Here is an 18,546-nt window from a genome sequence, read left to right as displayed (position 1 = left end):
GAATTCTTGGCACCACCGGTTTTTATTGAGAATCGTTTGATAGGAAATCTAACTTACTTCTTTGTAATCGAATAAAGTACCTTTCCCGGAGTCTTGAAATCCAATGTGATCGTGTAATTTCCAGCCTCTGCGATCGGAATATCTGGACCACCTGCACTAGCTTCGCCAGGAGCTGAACCTAGCCCATAATTATGGTCCCAAGTATTTGTTCTGAATTTCATTTTACCGACTTTGAGGGCATAGTCGATCGTCAGGATATTCTGATCCCTGTTGAAATTCATTGGGACTTCAGTATCCCATCCATTTACGGCATCACCGATGATTCCCCATACCCCGATTCTAACCAGTTCATAGGTCAAAGCAGACAAGTTCGCCTTCACCCTGTGTGTCCCAAAATCACCAGGAATCTTGATGTTGCCGCCCTTTTGGATCAATTTTCCGGGAGCGGCGTCTGTGCCATAATCTGGATATTTATCCCATTCAGGACCGGTGATAAATTTGAATTCACCGGAGCCGGAAAGAATGTGTACGAAGCCTTCATAAATGTTATCTGAGTTCGCAGAATAGATGATGGTGCTGTTGTTTCCAGGATTCCAACCTTGATAATCTCCAGGCACCCTCAGCGAAGGCAACACGACTGTGGCGAGGTAAGGGGTGACATTCAGGTTTGAAGCCGCACCTACCAAGTCACTCAATGACCTGTTGATGGAGGTAGTGACGCGAAATTCAACTGCTGCGGATTTTCCAGCTTCCAAACCTTCGGCCAACAACTTGCCATTTAAATCTTCGGTTTTAACTTTGATGATCGGGCTTTTTGAAGTGCCAAGTGCAACGACTTTGGCGAAATTCGTTCCGGCTTTCGCCATCTCCAGTTTGTAGGTAATCTCAACAGCACCTGGTACACCAAAATCAGGTGGCGTAACTTGAAAGCTGATTGAGTCTCCTTTTGACGCCTCCAACAATACTAGGCTGGAACCAGCTGCAGGTGACACCAAAGTTGATCCGGTCTGCGGGATAATCGTCGGCTGGTCCATTGGAGCACACGACCAGATCAGTAGCGGGAGCATAAATGCTACCCAGGAAATTTTAGATAAAACTCTCATAGGTAATTGTGTTTGGTATTTATTGTTTCAATTGTTATTGGATTAATGCAATTAATGAACCTGAGTTTGTATTGGATTCATTCTCCAAAATAATCGACAGAAAGGTTCTCCAACTTTTACAACCAAATATTAAGCAATCTAAAACCTTAATGCAAACCTAAATCATCTTAAAAATTTGTTTTTTTTTGTGCAAACGGTACCGCAATCGTTTGCACATTTTACTAAATTTCACAATTCTTCAATAAAAACTGCATGAATAATACAGGCCATCAAATTATCTGAAAAAACATCTGTTTATTTGACTGGTTAATTTAAGTGCGTAGCAAAATCTTCGAAAAATATAATTTTTATGAAACTTGGCCAGGCGACCATCAAAGACATTGCTAAAGAACTGAATGTTTCGACTTCGACCGTTTCGCGGGCGTTGAAGGACTACCCCGGTATCAGCGATGAAACGAAAAGAAAGGTGAAAGAACTGGCCGACAGGCTCAACTATCGCCCAAATGCGGTTGCGCTCAGTTTGCGAAAAAGCAAGTCCTTTACGATAGGCGTGATTATTCCGGAGGTTGTTCATTTTTTCTTTTCGACTGTGATCAGCGGCGTGGAAGAGGTCGCCCATGCCAATGGCTATAACGTGATCCTCGTCCAAACAAATGAGAAATTGAGCAGGGAAAAGAGCTCCATCGAAACCATGCTTTCAAATCAGATTGACGGAGTTCTTGTGAGTTATTCACGAGAAACGACGGATTTCTCTCATTTCAAGAAATTGATGGACCTAGATTTTCCAATCGTTTTCTTTGACAGGAAGCCAGATTTGGAAAACACCGTCAATGTAACTGTCAACGACTACCAGGGCGCCTACGACGCCACGAGGCATCTGGTCAGCCAGGGTTATGTGAAAATTGCACATTTGGCGGGTCCGAGCAACCTCGCGATCAGCAAAAGAAGAAAGGAAGGCTATCTGAAAGCTTTGGAAGACGCAGGGCTCAGCGGCCGTCCCGATTGGATAGTGGAATGTCCAAGTGGATCAGAGTCAGAAAGCTATCAAATCGCCATGGAACTGTTTAAAGATAAAACCGACAGGCCCGACGCTATTTTTGCCCATCATGATATCGTCGCAGCGGGCGCAATGATTGCCATCAAAAAACTGGGATTGAAAATCCCGGAAGATGTGGGGGTAGTCGGCTATTCCAATTGGCAATTTTCCTCGATGATTGACCCTCCCCTTTCCACAGTATCCCAACCGGGATTCAGCATCGGTGAAAATGCAACGCATTTGCTATTGGATATGATTGCAGGCAAGGAGCCGGGATACCAAAGACCGCAAGATGTCATGCTGGACACTGAATTGGTCATCAGGAAATCATCACTGAGAGTGCCTTGACTGAGGCCGACCCAAAGAGAATACGGCGGTGTTTATCAATATTTTGGGTTTATGCCGTCAATTCTTCGAATCAGCGTTGATTTTTTCATTTTTTTTCAATTTTCTGTGCAAACGATTGAATATTGATTTTTTGGAAATAAATGGCCTTGACACCCATACGGAAGGCATTTCTCCGAACTAAAGAGGTCACAGCGCACATTTTATCCTTTCGTGATAGTTCCTAAATTAGCCCAAACAAGCATTCAAAAAGGGTTAAAAAAATTATTGCGGCACCAGCATGGCAACAACAGAAATCCAGAAGTCAAACAAGCGAAACCTTCCCATTGGGAATGTCATTTTTTGGGAAGAAAAAGCAAACGGAATCTTAGGCAGGACATCCTCAGCCAATTTTGAAATCACGGTCTACGACGAACATACAATCAGGGTACAGATCGGTCGGGATGAGACCTTCTTGCCCAACCCCTATTCTGTGGTGAAAAACCCGAAGGACGTTGCCGTGGAAATCTTGAAGATTGACGGGAACATTTGGATCAAAACCTCCAAAATTCACTTAAACGTCAATCTTGACCCTTTTCATCTTTCTTTCCAAACTCCGCTTGGCCAAATCATTAATGAGGATGATCCAGCTTTTGCGGTCTCATGGCTTGGCACCGAGGTGAGTAACTATAAGAAGGTTCAAAAAGATGAAAAATTCATCGGTCTTGGTGAAAAAACCGGCAACCTCAACCGATTTGGAAAAGCCTATACAAACTGGAACACCGACTATTTTGCCTACGGGGTCGGTGACGATCCACTTTATATGAGTATTCCTTTCTATTTGGGTATCCACAACAAACTGGCCTACGGAATATTTCTGGACAACACCCACAAGACCATCTTCAATTTTGGGGCTTCTACCAACCGCTTTGTCTACTATTCGGCGGATGACGGCGATCTGGACTATTATTTCTTCCATGATGACCATGTGGGGAAAATCATCAGCGCCTACACAGAGTTAACGGGAAAAATGGAAATGCCACCATTGTGGTCACTCGGCTACCAACAGTGCAGGTATTCTTATTATCCCGATTCTGAGGTACTTACATTAGCAAACACCTTCCGGGACAAAAAAATGCCAGCTGATGTGATCTACCTTGACATCCACCACATGGAAAAATACAAGGTATTCACATTTGACGGAGAGAAGTTTCCGGATCCAAAATCCATGATCAAAGCCTTGAAGCAAAAAGGATTCAGGGTGGTCGTCATCATGGACCCGGGAATCAAGACCCAAAAAGGCTATGCTCCATACGATGAAGGCTTAGAGCAGGATTTATTCGTGAAATACCCCGACGGAGAGGTGTATGAAGCCCAAGTCTGGCCCGGTTGGTGTGCATTTCCGGACTTCACCAAATCCGAAACAAGGCAATGGTGGGCAGACAAGATGGAGTTTTATGAAGAGGCCGGTGTCGACGGCTATTGGACAGATATGAATGAACCTGCTTCTTGGGGCCAATTCACGCCAAACCTGATCGAATTCGACTACGAAGGCGAACACGTTTCACATCGAAAAGCGAGAAATATATATGGTTTCCAAATGGCAAAAAGTGCGCAATTGGGAAGCATCCAACAAAGGCCCGAAGAACGTCCTTTCATCCTTACCCGCTCCGGATTCTCAGGTATCCAAAGGTATGCAGCCGCTTGGACCGGTGACAATGTCGCAAGTGAAGAGCACATGATGGCAGGTATCAGATTGGTCAATAGCTTAGGTTTGAGCGGTGTTTCATTTTCGGGATATGATGTGGGAGGTTTTGCAGGCGAGGCAAGTAAATCATTGTTTGCAAGGTGGATGAGCATTGCCGCGTTTGCACCTTTGTTTAGGGCGCACTCCATGATCAACAGCAATGATGCCGAACCTTGGGCATTCGGAGAAGAGGTAGAGGAGATATCCAGAAATTATATGAATCTGAGATACAAACTTTTACCCACTATTTATTCAAACTTCTATCAAAGTACCCAAACTGGATTGCCACTGGCAAAAAGCCTTGCAATCGATCATCCCCATGATTCTTTGGTGTATGATTCAGCCTTTCAAAACCAATATTTGTTTTGCGAAAACCTGCTGGTCGCGCCGGTAGAAAGTACCAAGGAAATCACCAAGGTGTTTCTTCCTGATGGAGATTGGTATTACCTGTTTGACGGTAGGTTACACGAGGGAAATCAGGTCGTCTATCAGGATTGTCCAATTAGTTACCTGCCGGTGTATGTCCGTGCTGGTTCAATCCTGGCCATGCAATCAATGATCCCCCATACTTCTGTGCGCCATGATGGAGTGCTTCGTCTTCATCTTTTCATGGGCGAAAGGGCATTCTCTTACCAGCATTACGAAGATGACGGTATTGGATTCGGCTACAAAAACGGCGAATACCTTCGCCGCAGTATTGGCGTGGATCCTACCCACAAAACAATCCGCTTTTCAGCATCTGAAGGAAAATTCAAAAGCACATTTTCAAAGATCAAACTTTACTTCCACGGCGCGAGCGTCGAGGAAATCCATTGGAAAGGACACATGCTTCCCATTCAACTGGAGTCTTTTGCTTTCTTGGAAAAACTGACAGAGTTTGATCCACTTCCTGATCACAGTCACCCCTATTTCGAAATGAAGGATGTTCCGACGGTAATCATTGACCATTCAGCGGACGAGTTTACGGTCAGATTCAACTGACAAAGACAATTTAAGCTTATTTCCCCGACCCAAAATAATGCACGCAAAAGAAAGTAAAAAACCCACGCTCAGCTTCTGGCAAATCTGGAACATGAGCTTTGGATTTCTGGGCATCCAGTTCGGATTTGCCCTGCAGGGAGGATTCATGTCCCGGATTTTTCAAACCCTCGGAGCAGATAAAGATGCTATTCCGCTATTGTGGATCGCTGCACCCCTGACAGGATTGTTGGTACAGCCAATTGTCGGCTACCTCAGCGACCGTACTTGGCATTCCAGATTTGGCCGAAGAAGGCCATTCTTCTTGATTGGCGCGGTGATGAGTACAATTGCGCTGTTTTTTGCCCCATATTCCTCCGCGCTGTGGATGGCGGCCGGGGCCTTATGGATTTTGGATGCGTCGATCAATATTTCGATGGAACCTTTCAGGGCACTCGTTGCCGATAAGCTTCCCGATAGCCAGCGGTCCTATGGATTTGTTGTACAAACCTTGATCATTGGCATTGGAACTTGGGTTGCAAGCAACCTCCCTTGGTTCATGACCCAAATAGGCATCCCCAATACAGCAGAGGCCGGCGTGGTTCCAGATTCAGTCAAATTTGCATTTGCCGTAGGCGCAGTGGTGCTTTTCGGCTCGATCCTTTACACCATCTTGACTACAGACGAATATCCTCCCGAGGATTTGGACGCTTTTAAGCGGGAAAATGAGGAAAGTAAAGGCTTCATCAATGGGCTTCAAGAGATCTTCAAAAATATCGCCGGCATGCCCCCGGTCATGAAACAGCTGGGCATTGTCCAGTTTTTTTCTTGGTTTGCTTTCTTCACAATGTGGAGTTTTGCCACGCCTGCCATTACCGAACACGTATTCAAAGCCACCGATACTACTTCCCAAGTGTACAATGATGCTGCCGATAGCGTTGGTAATTATCTCGGCACCTACGGATTGGTATCCATGTTTTTTGCCCTCATTTTGGCCTTTGTCACCAGCAAGGTAAAAATCAACAGAAAAATGGTCCATATGCTGAGTCTGATCGCAGGTGGGGTTGGGTTTATTTCCATCTACTTCGTGCAGACACCCTGGATGTTGCATTTGTGTTTCGCATTGGTCGGTGTCGCTTGGGCGAGCATTTTGTCAATGCCTTATGCCATGCTTTCGAGTGCTGTAAATCCCAAGCAGATGGGCGTTTACATGGGGATTTTCAATATGTTTATCGTCATCCCGCAGATCGTGGCAGCATTGGGGGGAATTAACTTTAGCTACAAACTGCTGTTTGGAGAGGAAGTCATTTACACAATGGTCCTGGCTGGCACCTCACTGATTATTGCGGGTTTGGCAAACTTGCTGATCACCGACCGGTCAGCTACACATGATGGCTGATCGTAAAATGGTTCCTGTCACAAATACCGCTATCGATAAAATAGCGGTATTTTTGTTTGAATTAAATCGAATATGGAAAAATTGATTATCACTGGCGTCCCTGAGCATTTCAATTTTCCTTGGGTGAATGTAGTAGCGACTCAGCCTTTTTTGAACCGCGGAATCGAACTTGTCTGGCAAAACGAGCCGAAGGGCTCCGGAGCCATGAACAAGGCTCTCAGGGAAGAGAAAACCGATATCGCAATCGTGCTCACCGAGAGCTATATCAAGGATAAAATCGAAGGCAACCCAGGGCTGATGGTCGGTATGCATGTCCGTTCGCCGCTGATTTGGGGTATTCATGCTCCAGGCAGCTCAGAAAGGTCTGAGATCGCCGCATTTGCTGAAGCCCCATTTCTGGTTTCGCGAATGGGCTCCGGTTCCCATTTGATGGCGTTTATTTTGGCAAAAAGAGAAGGTTGGGATATCGATAGGCTGAAATTTGAAATTATCGGTGACCTGAATGGAGCCATAGAAAGTATGAAAGATGGCAAGGCTAAACTGTTCCTTTGGGAAAAATTCACGACCAAACCCCTTGTTGACCGTGGGTTGTTCAAAAGAATCGGGGAAATCCCGACACCCTGGCCTTGTTTTGCGATAGTAGCGCACGAAAACTCCATCAAGAAATTCGGAAAAGTCATAGGCGAACTTCGGGATTTGGTTTACCAAAAGTCCATCGATTTAAGAAGGGAGAAAACCTTGGCACAGCAAATTTCGGCAGTCTACGGCATTCAAATGGACGATATTAAAACATGGCTACAGCATACGGAGTGGGCCAAAGACAACCATATCCGGAAACCCGACATCGAAATCACCCAAAAGATTTTGCTGGAACTCGGGCTGATCGATCAAAAAATAAATGCTGAAAAGTTTATTGCGCCTTCACTGGCAGCACTGGTTGATTCGTAAGCCTTGGCAATACGACGGTTACCTTTGTTCCCTCTCCCTTTTTACTTTCGATCTCAAGGGATCCCTGCATCTTCGATAAAAACTCCTTACAAAGGCTCAGACCTAGCCCGGTACCTTTTTCCTTTTCAGTGCCGGCACTTGATTCCAAAAGTAAAACTTGTTGGTTGAGAATCGTATCGAGTTTGACTTCGCTCATTCCCGTCCCAAAATCCTGGACAATCAGCTTGAGGATATCGCCTTCGACTTTGGTCATCACGTCGATTCGGGAACCCTTATTGGAAAATTTGATCGCATTGCTGATGAGGTTTCTGATGATGATCTGCAATAAGTCCGGATCTGCGAAAACTTCCTCATCCGGATCGACATATAGATATACGATGATGTCCTTTGAACTAGCCTGATACTGCAATAATTCCAAACAAGGCCGGACGACACGAATCATCTTCACCCTCGAGGGCTGCACACGAAATCCCTCCATTTGGGACCTTGACCAGATAAGGATGTTGTCAATCGTTTCAAAAAGCCCATCAACATTTCTTTTTAGGATATGGGAGATACCCTCAAACTCCTCCTTAGACAATTCTTGGTTGTGAAGAAGCTCCAATACACCTTTCAATTGGGCCACAGGCATTTTGAGGTCGTGACCCAAGATAGAGAAAATCCTGTTTTTCATGCGGTTGGACTCCGCAAGCTCCATGGATTTCTCCTCCAATTCTTTCCGCTGAATTTCAGATACGTCCTTCTTTCTCTCCAAATCCCGGTGCGCTTGCTTCAGCCGCTTATTGAGTACCAATAGCCGGATCAATAGAAACAAGGCCATAACGACTGAAATGGCGATAATGGCAACCAATCGTTTGAAGTTTCGGATTTCAAGCTCTTTAAGGTTATTCTCCATCTTGAGGTAATTGATCTCCGCGTCCGATTTCTCAACCTCAAACATGGCCTGAAGCACCGCAATTCTTTCCTTGTCATTTGCTTCATCCTGAATCCTATTCAACTCAATGAAATCCCGGTGGTATTCGTAGGCCTTTTCCACATTGCCAAGTGCGTGGTACAAATTCGCGAGCTCCTGGTATGTATGTAACAATTCATCTTTGAAACCACCCTCTTGCGAAACTTTCAAGCCTTTCTCCAGATACTCCTTAGCTTTTGTCTTATCACCCGAAAGAATATAGGCTTTGCCCAAACGGTGAAAAATCGAAGCTTCAAACGAGGCGAGTTTGTGATTAGACGACACTTCCAAAGCTCTTTCAAAAGTCCTTATGGCTTGAAGCAATTCGCCTTTTGAAAGCAGGATATCCCCGATAACGCGATGGGTAAAGCTGTTGAAATAAACGGCACCGACTGCCTCATTTCGCTTGAGGGCTTGTTTAGCATACCAATAGGCCGAGTCCAATTCACCCACCTTGGAAAGATTGAGCGCTATGTTGTTCATACTCCTGATGATCAAGTAATCATCTTTGACCTCATACCCTACCTTCAATGCTTCCTTGAATTTTTGGATGGCTTCGGAATAGTTTCTCCTTTGGTAATAAAGGGATCCAAGGTTGTTGAGCGCCATACCCACCTCCTTCCGATCTCCGATCTTGGTACCGATAAGGTAGGCATCTTTTGAGTACCTAAATGATTTGTCCCAAATACCCAATCTGTAATAAACCCATCCTAAGTTGCCTTTTGATGCGACCAATTGTACACTATCCTCCAAATGAACGGCCAACTGCTCAGCTTGAAGTGACCACTCCAAGGATTGCTTAGGATTTTTTTCCCGGAGATTGAATGCTGCTTGATTTAAAAATTCCAACCTTTTCTGCTCAGATGGCAGGCCTTGGAAAACCTTTTTGAGGCTATCCAATTCTGAAGCCTTTGTGTGCAGCATAGCGGTAATGCCAAATACCGCCAACATCAAAAAAAGCCTGAGCATATTTGCGAGATGATTATAGGGATGATTTAAGCCCTACAAGGTGTTGAAAAAAAATAAGTTATACAAGAGATCAAGAATTTAATTTGCAGTTTTCCGCACCGCGATTGGGTCCGCGGGGGATACGGGGTAATTGACGACATTTCCATCTGTCCCAATTTCGCCCAAGACTCGCAATCCAGCGACGTGTGGAGCAGCCATCGATGTTCCAGTTTGGTTACTGTAGGCTCCATTTATCCAGGTTGAAACCACATTGACACCTGGTGCGGCGTATTTGACCGGCGATCCATAGTGTGAGAACCAAGCGTATCTGTTGAATGCATCGATCGCGGATACAGTAATGGTGTATTTTCCATTGACTCGGGCTGGACTGAAGGAATTGGCGGGAAGGCTGGAATTTCCTGCCGCGATCACCATCCAGATTTTTCTGCTCTCTGAAATATTTACCACCGCTTCATCCATCGCAGCGCTGTTGTCAAAACCACCAAAACTCAGGTTAGCGACATCGCCAGGTCCTGCGCATTTGCACAGATGGTCCACACCGGCGAGCATTCCAGAATAGGTAAAGGCAGCCCTTCGTCCAAAAAAGATTTTGATCGGCACCACGGGTACGCCGGCGGCTACACCTACCACACCAAAGTTGTTGTCGAGTGCACCGATTGTGCCCGCCACATGCGTACCATGACCATGCTCGTCATCCAGATTCACCTTGTCATTGAACTGATAAGCATCAAAGCCCCTTTCCATATCTACATTCAAATCTGGGTGGTCAACATCTATCCCGGTATCGATCACAAATACACGATTTGGTCCGCTGTATTGAAATGGACCTCCCACCCTTTTGACCCCCCAAGGGATGACTTGGCCTGTCTGAAAGCTGCCTGAGTTGGCCCAAGGCAAATTATTGACCCCGAAACCCAGTTCCCCCTGCCTATCTTGCTCTACGTATTTCACGGAGGGATCCGCTTTCAATTTCTCGACTTCGTCTGGCGTCAGCTTTGCGCAAAAACCATTCAAAGCTGAACTGTATGTGCGGACCACATTATCTTCACTGATCCGATGGCTTGCCAACAGTTTCCCAATAGAAATACGAAATCCCGCTTCATCCACCCGACCGTCACAGAACTTCCGGCTCGAAGCATCGGTAGCGTTCAATACCACAATATACTGATCCGCGATGGCTTGTGTCTTTATCGAACCGATCGATAGCGGAGCCTCCAATTCATTGGAAGGGGCTGTCTCTTCGGGAACGCAGGAAATGCCCAGTAGAGCAAAAAATAACAATAACAGGGGAGAAATGCTAGTTTTCATGGATTTGGAGCGCGTCAACCGCCGAAAATATACGAAAGAATTTTTGACATATCCTTTGGGTCCTCGGGCTTTAATTTTTCATTTTTAATGTAATCCCTAACATCCTCGTACTTGCTTCCCGCCAACTCCTTCAAACCCGCTGTATTTACCTTGATTTCAACAGTTTGCATACCCTTGATTCTGAAATACTTGATTTCATGTCGAAAAGTATCATACTGCGGACCAGTATAGCCATCCCGCTGCTGGGTTGGGCGAATCAGTGTTTTTGCATGTTGGGCCACAAATTTTTCCCCGTCCTTTTCAAACAAGATTTCCAAAACCTGCGGTTTCCCATTGAGGTACTCCGTGCGAAATAGCCTATTGCCATCTTCAGGAATCACAATTGTTTCCCAGTTCCTGACCGGAAGCGGGTCAGAATCGACCCCATCAGTCTGAATGTATACTTCGTTTTTCTCTAGGAGGATATTGAAAGGAATGCTTTCGTATTCTTTGCCGCCAGACAACTTGATTTTTCCGTTTGGAGGATTGTCAAACAAAAATGGAGTGCCCTTGACGCCGTCGCTTTTGGCGTTGATTCTAAAAGTCCCCAAGTACTTGCTCTCGGCAGGTTGGACATTGGCGTTGCTTTGTGCCCACAGGTAAGCCAAGGGACCAAGCATGCAACACAGAAGGAATGCGGCTCTTAGGATCATTTTTTTTGGATTTACCTATCGAAGTTACCGAAAAGTAATCGCATTTATTTAATCCAACCGCATTTCGATTATCTGCTTACTTTTGTGGCATGAAAGAAACGATTTTGTCCCTTTCCCCCCAGCATTGGGAAGACTACGAGTTGATCGATACCGGAGGTTTTGAAAAACTGGAACGTTTTGGAAAGTATGTCCTCAGCCGGCCAGAACCACAGGCGATTTGGGACAAGTCGCTTCCCGAAACCGAATGGCGGAAAATGGCTGACGCGCATTTTGCCAAGGAAAAAAACAATCCCGAAAAGGGCCAATGGGAAGAGTACACAAAGATTCCCCAACAATGGCAAGTCACCTACAAAAACCCTGACGGCCTATCGATGCGGCTCAACCTCGCCATGACGGCTTTCAAGCATATCGGATTGTTTCCTGAACAAGCGGTGAATTGGGACTATATCTCGGATACACTCCGGAAATTCCCAGTCAAAAATCCCAAGATCCTGAATCTCTTCGCCTATACGGGTGCTTCATCTGTTGCAGCCAGGGCTTTTGGCGCAGATGTCACACATTTGGATTCCGTGAAGCAAGTAGTCACTTGGTCCAAATTCAATATGGAAGCTTCGGGCTTGGACGGTATCCGCTGGATTGTCGATGACGCGATGAAGTTTATCAAACGGGAAGTCCGACGCGGCAACAAGTACCACGGGATTATCCTTGACCCGCCCGCTTACGGCCGCGGGCCGGACGGGGAAAAATGGATCTTGGAAGAACAGATCAATGAAATGCTCAAAAGTTGCGCGGAGCTGTTACACCCTGATCATCACTTTCTGATCCTCAACATGTACTCCTTGAGCTTCAGTTCGATGATTGCCGCCAACCTGATCGAAGGCAATTTTGAAAAAGTAGAAAATGCCGAACACGGAGAGCTTTACCTCATCGATCGGTTCAAGAAAAAATTGCCACTCGGCATATTCTATCGATTCAGGAACGTCTAGGGATTATTTCGCAATCCACAGGTCCTTCATGGATTTGCCGTTGATCCGAAGGACAAAGCGGGTGGGATTTGGAACCAAGACAAGCCGAACATCCATCTTGTCAAACTGTTCGGATTCCAAGGGAACGCCTTCATTTCCCTTTACCTCGTAGTTGATAAAACCTTGAGCATCAGGCTTCATGGCGACATAGGAATTGGCAAGATAAGCGGAAGGCAAGAGGACATCATTGTCTGATTTCAGCTGGTCATAGATTTTTTCCAGCGCCGACTCCAATTCGTCGCCATAGGCCTCGTTGAAATCGTCCTCCAAGTCGTGCAATTCCTCCTCAATCGTATCGTATGCCTCGTCGGCATAGGAAATCTTACTAAGGGCGATTCGCTTTTCCACGATATTGGCCAATTCGGCATTGAGTTTTTTGAAGTCCATGTCCACCTAATGAATTTGGCACGAAGGTAAAAAGAAGGCCCTTGCTTTCCAAAACCAGCGCAGTGGCAATATTCGCATGTGGAATTTTGCTACTTTTAACGAAAAAGAAAATCAAACCCATGCAGAACTACAAAAACCACAGGAGGTTGTATCCTTTTCATCATTTTGTTCTCGTGCCAATCACCTTGCTCTATTTCTTTTGGAGCCTGGCAAACCTCATCCACGGAATTATGGGAGGAGAAGAATTGGCACCTACGATCCAGCAGCTAATGGGAGCACTTTTGTTCGCCTCTTTTCCTTTCCTGGCTCGTATCTATGCGCTCAAAAACCAAAACCGGATCATTCGCCTGGAAATGCGTCAGCGCTACTTTGAGTTGACGGGAAAGTCTTTCAAAGAAAAGGAAAGCCAACTGCGCCTGTCGCAGATCATCGCCTTGCGGTTTGCCGGGGATGCGGAATTGCTGCCGTTGATGGATCGGGCAATCAAGGAAAAAATGAAAGCAGACGACATCAAAAAAGCCGTCACTGACTGGCAGGAGGACAGACACCGTGTTTAAATGGATTCTCAGTTTCTTTTTTCTTAGCCTAATCGGCACTGCGATGGCCCAATCAGATCTTGAAAAACAAGCCGAAATGCTCGCCCAACAGCAATTGGATGCCTACAACAACCGCGATATCGACGCATTTCTCCTCCCCTATGCGGACGACGTCAAAGTGTACGACTTTCCCGACCAACTGCAGTTCCAAGGCCTCACCGAAATGAAGGACCTCTACGGGAGGATGTTTGTGCGGACTCCTGACCTCCATTGCCGCCTCGTCAACAGGATCGTGATGGGCAATACCGTCATCGACCAGGAGGAAGTCACGATTTCGCCGAAGGACCCGCCATTCCGTGCCATCGCCATTTACAAAATCAAGGACGGGAAGATCGCGGAGGTGTATTTTATCAGGGAATAGCGCTTCAAGTTCCAAGTAGGGCAAGCTTTCGGTCGTCGTTACCCCTTTTCCCCAATTTCCTTATCTTTGCAGCTTCTTATCAAATAGCCAAAAATGATTTCAGTAGATAATCTTTCCCTGAAGTTTGGGAAAAGGACCTTGTTTGAGGACGTCAGCCTCAAATTTATCCCCGGCAACTGCTATGGCGTCATCGGTGCCAACGGTGCGGGAAAATCCACTTTTTTGAAAATCCTCTCCGGCGAGGTGGACAGCACTTCGGGTTCGGTGAATTTCACCCCAGGCCAAAGGATGGCCGTTTTGAAACAAAACCACTTTGAATTTGACGAGGTGGAGGTGCTGAAGACGGTCATCATGGGGCATAAAAAACTCTACTCCATCATGGCGGAAAAGGACGCGATCTACATGAAAGCCGACTTTACGGAGGCCGACGGTCTCCGCGCTTCTGAATTGGAGGCGGAATTTGCCGAAATGGACGGATGGAATGCGGAATCAGACGCCGCTGCCTTGCTTTCGGGCTTGGGTATTTCGGAAAACCTCCATTATCTGCAGATGAAGGAACTTGCTGGAAACCAAAAAGTACGGGTATTGTTGGCCCAGGCGCTTTTTGGAAATCCTGATATCCTCATCCTTGACGAACCTACCAACGACCTCGATGCCGAAACCATCGTGTGGTTGGAGGACTTTTTGGTCAATTTCAAAAACCTTGTCATCGTCGTTTCCCACGACCGACACTTCCTCGATTCGGTTTCGACACATATCGTGGATATCGATTTTGGGAAAATCAGGATCTACTCCGGTAACTACACTTTCTGGTACGAATCCTCCCAATTGGCCGCCAAGCAGAAGTCCGATCAGAACAAAAAGATCGAAGATAAGCGGAAGGAATTGCAGGAATTTATCCAACGCTTCTCGGCCAACGTGGCGAAGTCACGACAAGCCACAGCCAGAAAAAAGATGTTGGAAAAACTCAATATCGATGACATCCAGCCATCCACGAGAAAATACCCGGGCATCATCTTCAAGCCTGAGCGTGAGGCCGGTGACCAGATATTCCTTACCGAGGGATTGGAACTCAAGGATGAAAATGCCATCTACTTCACCGACGTCAACCTGATGGTGGACAAAGGCGACAAAATCGCCTTCATCTCCAAGACCAAGCAAGCCGTCACCAAGTTTTTCCAGACCATCATGGACGAAATTCCCGTCCAAAAAGGCCATTACAAATGGGGCGTCACGATCAATAAGGCCTATTTGCCGAATGATAACTCCAAATATTTCCAAACCGAACTGAACCTCATCGATTGGCTGCGCCAGTATTCCTCCAATCAGGAGGAGGCCTATGTCAGGACGTTTTTGGGAAGGATGCTTTTCACAGGGGAAGAAACATTGAAAAAATGTTCAGTCCTATCGGGTGGCGAGAAAGTCCGCTGCATGGTATCCCGGATGATGCTCCAAAACCCCAACCTCCTGGTCATGGATGAACCGACCAACCACTTGGACCTTGAATCGATCACAGCCTTCAACAATGCGATCATCGATTACAACGGGACTGTGCTGATGACATCCTACGACCATGCCTTTGTACAGTCTTCCGCCAATAGGATCATTGAATTTACCCCCAAAGGAACCATCGACCGCAGGATGCCTTACGACGACTACCTCGAATCCGCCGAAATCAAAGCTTTGAGGGAGAAGATGTATGGTTGAAACTGGAGATTTGAGATTTGAGACTCAAGACACAAGATTTGAACATCAACTCTGCGAATCGGCGAGTCTTCTCCGTGTGGGTAGAGTGAATAAAAACTAAACTCATTCATTATTTCCTTGAATTTCGAATTTAGAATGTCCAATATCGAATATCGAACGGGATCCACTTCATGATTCGGTATTCGGAGTTCATCAATCTTCATTTAATTAAAGATGGAATCTAGGTTTTAATCCAAACAGCAGGTGGAACCCGAATCTCATATCTCACTTCTAACATCTCAATTCTCTTCAGACTTTGCTCCTCACAGCCATCATCATTTACCTTTTGATTACCGTGGCGATCGGTGCCTGGTCCTCCAAACTGGTCAAAAACTCGAATGACTTTGTGTTGGCAGGCCGGCAGTTGCCCTTGTTTCTCTCGGCATCGGCGCTCTTTGCGACATGGTTTGGATCGGAGACGATTTTCGGGGCGTCATCGGAATATTTGGAAAACGGGCTGCTGGGCGTGATCGAAGATCCTTTTGGAGGGGCATTGTGTCTGATTTTGTTCGGCAGGTTTTTCCTTCGCCCAATGTACCGGATGAATGTCCTGACCATCGGGGACGTTTACAGGCGTATTTTCGGTAAAAAAGTGGAGTTTTTTGCTTCCATCTTCATGGTGCCGGTTTACTTCGGATACGTAGCGGCACAGTTGGTCGCATTGGCTTTGATTTTCACCACTGTCGCCGATATCAGCATTACCCAAGGAATCATACTCTCGGCTGCGATTGTGGTGTTTTACACTTTCCTAGGAGGCATGTGGGCAATCTCGATCACTGATTTTATCCAAACGACTTTCATTGTGGTTGGCTTGGTATGGGTAGCTGTTTTGGTGGCCCAAAAAGCTGGCGGTGTTTCCCCGATTTTGGATTCAGCGCCCGAGGGAAGCTTCCAGTTTATCCCAGACGCGAAGGTGTTGGATTGGACCAATTACATCGGTGCTTGGATAATTTTGGGCTTGGGCAGCATTCCAAGCCAGGACATCTACCAGCGCGTGATGTCTTCCAAATCCGAGAAAGTTGCCGTGCAATCTACTTATTTGGCTGGGACTTTTTATGTAACCATTGGTTTGCTACCTCTATTTATCGCATTGGGTGCCAAACATTTATATCCCGAAATCTACTTGGAAAACAAGCAGCTCTTGCTTCCGGATATGGTACTGCGGCACAGTGGTCTCCATGTTCAGATTTTGTTTTTTGGAGCCCTGATCTCGGCGATTATGAGTACGACTAGTTCGGGGCTCTTGGCACCATCAGCGATTGTATCGGAGAACCTCATTCGCCCGTATTTCGGCGGAAAGCTCAAAGACAAGCATTTCCTTTGGATCCTCCGCTTCAATATCGTCAGCATCGCGATCATCTCCACGATCATGGCCCAATGGAAGTCCAACATCTATGAGTTGGTTGCAGGGGCTTCGATTCTGATGCTTGTTTCGCTATTCGTTCCTTTGGTGGCTGGTTTGTATTGGAAAAAGGCTTCAGAAATGGGAGCCTTGATGTCGATTGTTTTCGGCATGATTGCCTACATGGGCCTTTCCTCATTCGAACTTCCATTCTATCCCCATCTACCTGCATTGATCGTGAGCGCAGTGATGATGGTGGTTGGTTCTGTCATTTTCCCCAAAAACAAAGAAATCCATGCTTCCCTATCCCAAAATTAAATTACTGCCCGGAAAAGAAATTTCCATCCAAAGACGGCACCATTGGATATTCTCGGGTGCCATAGGAAGCAAAGACGATAGCCTCCAAAATGGTGAATTGGTGCAAGTCTGCAGTCATCGGGACGTGTTTCTGGGCGTCGGCCATTTCCAATATGGCAGCATCATGGTGCGCTTGGTCACCTTTGAGGAAACTGAGATTGACGCGAGTTTTTGGAAAACAAAAATTCAAGCAGCCTATCAATTGAGAAATGCTATTGGATTGGTTGACAATGAATTAACGAATGTGTACAGACTGATCCATGGTGAAGGGGACGGCCTACCCGGATTGATTGTGGACTTTTACAATGGAACAGCTGTGATCCAAACGCATCACATGGGGATGTTCAAGCATGTCAAACAAATTGCCGTAGCATTGCAGGAAGTTTACGGAGAAAAACTTCAGGCAGTCTATGACAAAAGCGCTGAGACTTTGCCAAAAAACAGTGGTGTCGAAAATCGTTTGCTGTGGGGAGAACCCATCTCCAACCAGGTGTTGGAGTATGGCAACCGTTTCGAGATTGACTGGGAAAAAGGCCAAAAGACAGGCTTTTTTGTGGACCAGCGTGAGAACCGCCACCTCCTTGCACGATACAGTGCCGGGAAAAAAGTGCTGAACACCTTTTGCTATTCGGGAGGCTTTTCAGTAGCTGCCCTCAATGCGGGTGCTGCGGAGGTACATTCAGTGGACATTTCGGCCAAAGCCATCGAGCTGACGGAACGGAATGTCGGGCTGAATCCAGGTTTTCAAGGCTCCCACCATTCGAAAGTGGCCGATGTCGTCAAATACATCCGGGAGATCGAGCCGGATTTTGATATCATTGTATTGGACCCGCCTGCATTTGCCAAAAACCTGAAAGCCAAACACAACGCTGTGCAAGCCTACAAGCGACTCAATGCCGAGGCTTTGAAAAAAATCAAATCAGGTGGATTGATCTTTACTTTTTCCTGCTCACAGGTCGTGGACAAACAGCTCTTTGCCCATACGGTGACGGCAGCGGCATTGGAAGTGGGGCGGGGCGTCAGGATTTTGCACTATTTATCCCAGCCTGCCGACCATCCGGTCAATATCTTCCATCCCGAGACGGAGTACTTGAAGGGTTTGGTGCTTTATGTGGAGTGATTTGCGGTTCTCGCAAAAAGCGTGGGGGAGCAAAGAATCAGTAGCAGTTGGCAGTTCCAGTTAGCAGTTCCAAAATCACGTTCGGGCATTCGTGGCTATCTGTTCTCGCAAAGAGCACAGAGGAGCAAAAAATGCAGTAAAGTTCTCACCAAGACGCTAAGGATAGTCCCAGTTGGC

At 46.3% G+C, this 18,546-nt stretch carries 15 protein-coding genes; 10 read left to right on the top strand and 5 right to left on the bottom strand.

The genetic code is table 11. The features are described 5' to 3' along the window. Positions 1 to 53: 53 nt before the first annotated feature. Positions 54 to 1,103 carry a SusE domain-containing protein gene (locus C943_RS18365; protein WP_040481277.1) on the bottom strand — a complete coding sequence of 350 codons (1,050 nt, stop codon included), beginning with the start codon at positions 1,101 to 1,103 and terminating at the stop codon, positions 54 to 56. Between the two features lie 349 nt (positions 1,104 to 1,452). On the opposite strand from C943_RS18365, the gene C943_RS18360 reads away from it, so the two are divergent. From C943_RS18360 to C943_RS18345, 4 genes are all read left to right on the top strand, one after another. Beyond that, on the top strand, positions 1,453 to 2,487 hold the full coding sequence (locus tag C943_RS18360; protein WP_008630869.1) for a LacI family DNA-binding transcriptional regulator: 1,035 nt from the start codon (positions 1,453 to 1,455) through the stop codon (positions 2,485 to 2,487). Positions 2,488 to 2,764: 277 nt separating this feature from the next. After that, positions 2,765 to 5,191 (top strand): glycoside hydrolase family 31 protein, encoded by a 2,427-nt coding sequence (locus tag C943_RS18355; RefSeq protein ID WP_008630864.1) that lies wholly within the window; start codon positions 2,765 to 2,767, stop codon positions 5,189 to 5,191. A 37-nt stretch (positions 5,192 to 5,228) separates the two neighbouring features. Continuing rightward, a complete protein-coding gene (locus C943_RS18350) occupies positions 5,229 to 6,566 on the top strand; it encodes an MFS transporter (protein WP_008630862.1) in 1,338 nt (445 codons plus the stop codon). A gap of 72 nt (positions 6,567 to 6,638) precedes the next feature. After that, positions 6,639 to 7,514: a type 2 periplasmic-binding domain-containing protein gene (locus C943_RS18345; protein ID WP_008630860.1), complete on the top strand. Its 876-nt coding sequence runs from the start codon at positions 6,639 to 6,641 to the stop codon at positions 7,512 to 7,514. Here the strand turns inward: C943_RS18345 and C943_RS18340 are convergent. From C943_RS18340 to C943_RS18330, 3 genes are all read right to left on the bottom strand, one after another. Beyond that, positions 7,477 to 9,435 (bottom strand): tetratricopeptide repeat-containing sensor histidine kinase, encoded by a 1,959-nt coding sequence (locus C943_RS18340; protein ID WP_008630857.1) that lies wholly within the window; start codon positions 9,433 to 9,435, stop codon positions 7,477 to 7,479. The genes C943_RS18345 and C943_RS18340 overlap by 38 nt on opposite strands. Positions 9,436 to 9,513: 78 nt before the next feature. Next, a complete protein-coding gene (locus tag C943_RS18335; protein ID WP_008630855.1) occupies positions 9,514 to 10,743 on the bottom strand; it encodes a S8 family serine peptidase in 1,230 nt (409 codons plus the stop codon). Between the two features lie 14 nt (positions 10,744 to 10,757). Next, positions 10,758 to 11,435, bottom strand: coding sequence for a hypothetical protein (locus tag C943_RS18330; RefSeq protein ID WP_040481275.1), 678 nt, complete (start codon positions 11,433 to 11,435; stop codon positions 10,758 to 10,760). An 89-nt stretch (positions 11,436 to 11,524) separates the two neighbouring features. Here C943_RS18330 and C943_RS18325 point away from each other — a divergent pair, with 89 nt between their 5' ends. Further along, positions 11,525 to 12,421 (top strand): class I SAM-dependent methyltransferase, encoded by an 897-nt coding sequence (locus C943_RS18325; RefSeq protein ID WP_008630851.1) that lies wholly within the window; start codon positions 11,525 to 11,527, stop codon positions 12,419 to 12,421. A gap of 3 nt (positions 12,422 to 12,424) precedes the next feature. On the opposite strand, the gene C943_RS18320 is transcribed toward C943_RS18325, so the two are convergent. Continuing rightward, positions 12,425 to 12,847, bottom strand: coding sequence for a hypothetical protein (locus tag C943_RS18320; RefSeq protein WP_008630848.1), 423 nt, complete (start codon positions 12,845 to 12,847; stop codon positions 12,425 to 12,427). 119 nt (positions 12,848 to 12,966) lie between these two features. On the opposite strand from C943_RS18320, the gene C943_RS18315 reads away from it, so the two are divergent. The 5 genes from C943_RS18315 to C943_RS18295 all read left to right on the top strand — a co-directional run bounded on the left by C943_RS18315 (position 12,967) and on the right by C943_RS18295 (position 18,369). Further along, positions 12,967 to 13,404 (top strand): DUF6526 family protein, encoded by a 438-nt coding sequence (locus C943_RS18315; protein WP_040481310.1) that lies wholly within the window; start codon positions 12,967 to 12,969, stop codon positions 13,402 to 13,404. Between the two features lie 43 nt (positions 13,405 to 13,447). Then, the gene (locus C943_RS18310; RefSeq protein WP_008630842.1) at positions 13,448 to 13,804 is read left to right on the top strand and encodes a nuclear transport factor 2 family protein; all 357 of its coding nucleotides are present in this window, start codon (positions 13,448 to 13,450) and stop codon (positions 13,802 to 13,804) included. 93 nt (positions 13,805 to 13,897) lie between these two features. Beyond that, entirely contained in the window at positions 13,898 to 15,511 is a 1,614-nt protein-coding gene (locus C943_RS18305; protein WP_008630841.1) for an ABC-F family ATP-binding cassette domain-containing protein, read from the top strand. 295 nt (positions 15,512 to 15,806) lie between these two features. Further along, positions 15,807 to 17,210, top strand: a complete 1,404-nt coding sequence (locus C943_RS18300) for a high affinity choline transporter 1 (protein WP_008630840.1) — start codon at positions 15,807 to 15,809, stop codon at positions 17,208 to 17,210. Then, entirely contained in the window at positions 17,188 to 18,369 is a 1,182-nt protein-coding gene (locus tag C943_RS18295; RefSeq protein WP_008630837.1) for a class I SAM-dependent rRNA methyltransferase, read from the top strand. The genes C943_RS18300 and C943_RS18295 overlap by 23 nt, the downstream gene beginning before the upstream one ends. The last annotated feature ends 177 nt before the right edge of the window (positions 18,370 to 18,546 follow it).

The organism is Mariniradius saccharolyticus AK6, from assembly GCF_000330725.2.
GTDB lineage: Bacteria > Bacteroidota > Bacteroidia > Cytophagales > Cyclobacteriaceae > Mariniradius > Mariniradius saccharolyticus.
This window is presented reverse-complemented; position numbering and strand designations above follow the sequence as displayed.

Coding starts and splice junctions, on each gene's coding strand:
- C943_RS18315 (WP_040481310.1), top strand. CDS start 12,967: ATGCAGAACTACAAAAACCACAGGAGGTTGTATCCTTTTCATCATTTT.
- C943_RS18345 (WP_008630860.1), top strand. CDS start 6,639: ATGGAAAAATTGATTATCACTGGCGTCCCTGAGCATTTCAATTTTCCT.
- C943_RS18355 (WP_008630864.1), top strand. CDS start 2,765: ATGGCAACAACAGAAATCCAGAAGTCAAACAAGCGAAACCTTCCCATT.
- C943_RS18295 (WP_008630837.1), top strand. CDS start 17,188: ATGCTTCCCTATCCCAAAATTAAATTACTGCCCGGAAAAGAAATTTCC.
- C943_RS18360 (WP_008630869.1), top strand. CDS start 1,453: ATGAAACTTGGCCAGGCGACCATCAAAGACATTGCTAAAGAACTGAAT.
- C943_RS18320 (WP_008630848.1), bottom strand. CDS start 12,847: ATGGACTTCAAAAAACTCAATGCCGAATTGGCCAATATCGTGGAAAAG.
- C943_RS18330 (WP_040481275.1), bottom strand. CDS start 11,435: ATGATCCTAAGAGCCGCATTCCTTCTGTGTTGCATGCTTGGTCCCTTG.
- C943_RS18340 (WP_008630857.1), bottom strand. CDS start 9,435: ATGCTCAGGCTTTTTTTGATGTTGGCGGTATTTGGCATTACCGCTATG.
- C943_RS18335 (WP_008630855.1), bottom strand. CDS start 10,743: ATGAAAACTAGCATTTCTCCCCTGTTATTGTTATTTTTTGCTCTACTG.
- C943_RS18305 (WP_008630841.1), top strand. CDS start 13,898: ATGATTTCAGTAGATAATCTTTCCCTGAAGTTTGGGAAAAGGACCTTG.
- C943_RS18325 (WP_008630851.1), top strand. CDS start 11,525: ATGAAAGAAACGATTTTGTCCCTTTCCCCCCAGCATTGGGAAGACTAC.
- C943_RS18350 (WP_008630862.1), top strand. CDS start 5,229: ATGCACGCAAAAGAAAGTAAAAAACCCACGCTCAGCTTCTGGCAAATC.
- C943_RS18365 (WP_040481277.1), bottom strand. CDS start 1,103: ATGAGAGTTTTATCTAAAATTTCCTGGGTAGCATTTATGCTCCCGCTA.
- C943_RS18310 (WP_008630842.1), top strand. CDS start 13,448: ATGGCCCAATCAGATCTTGAAAAACAAGCCGAAATGCTCGCCCAACAG.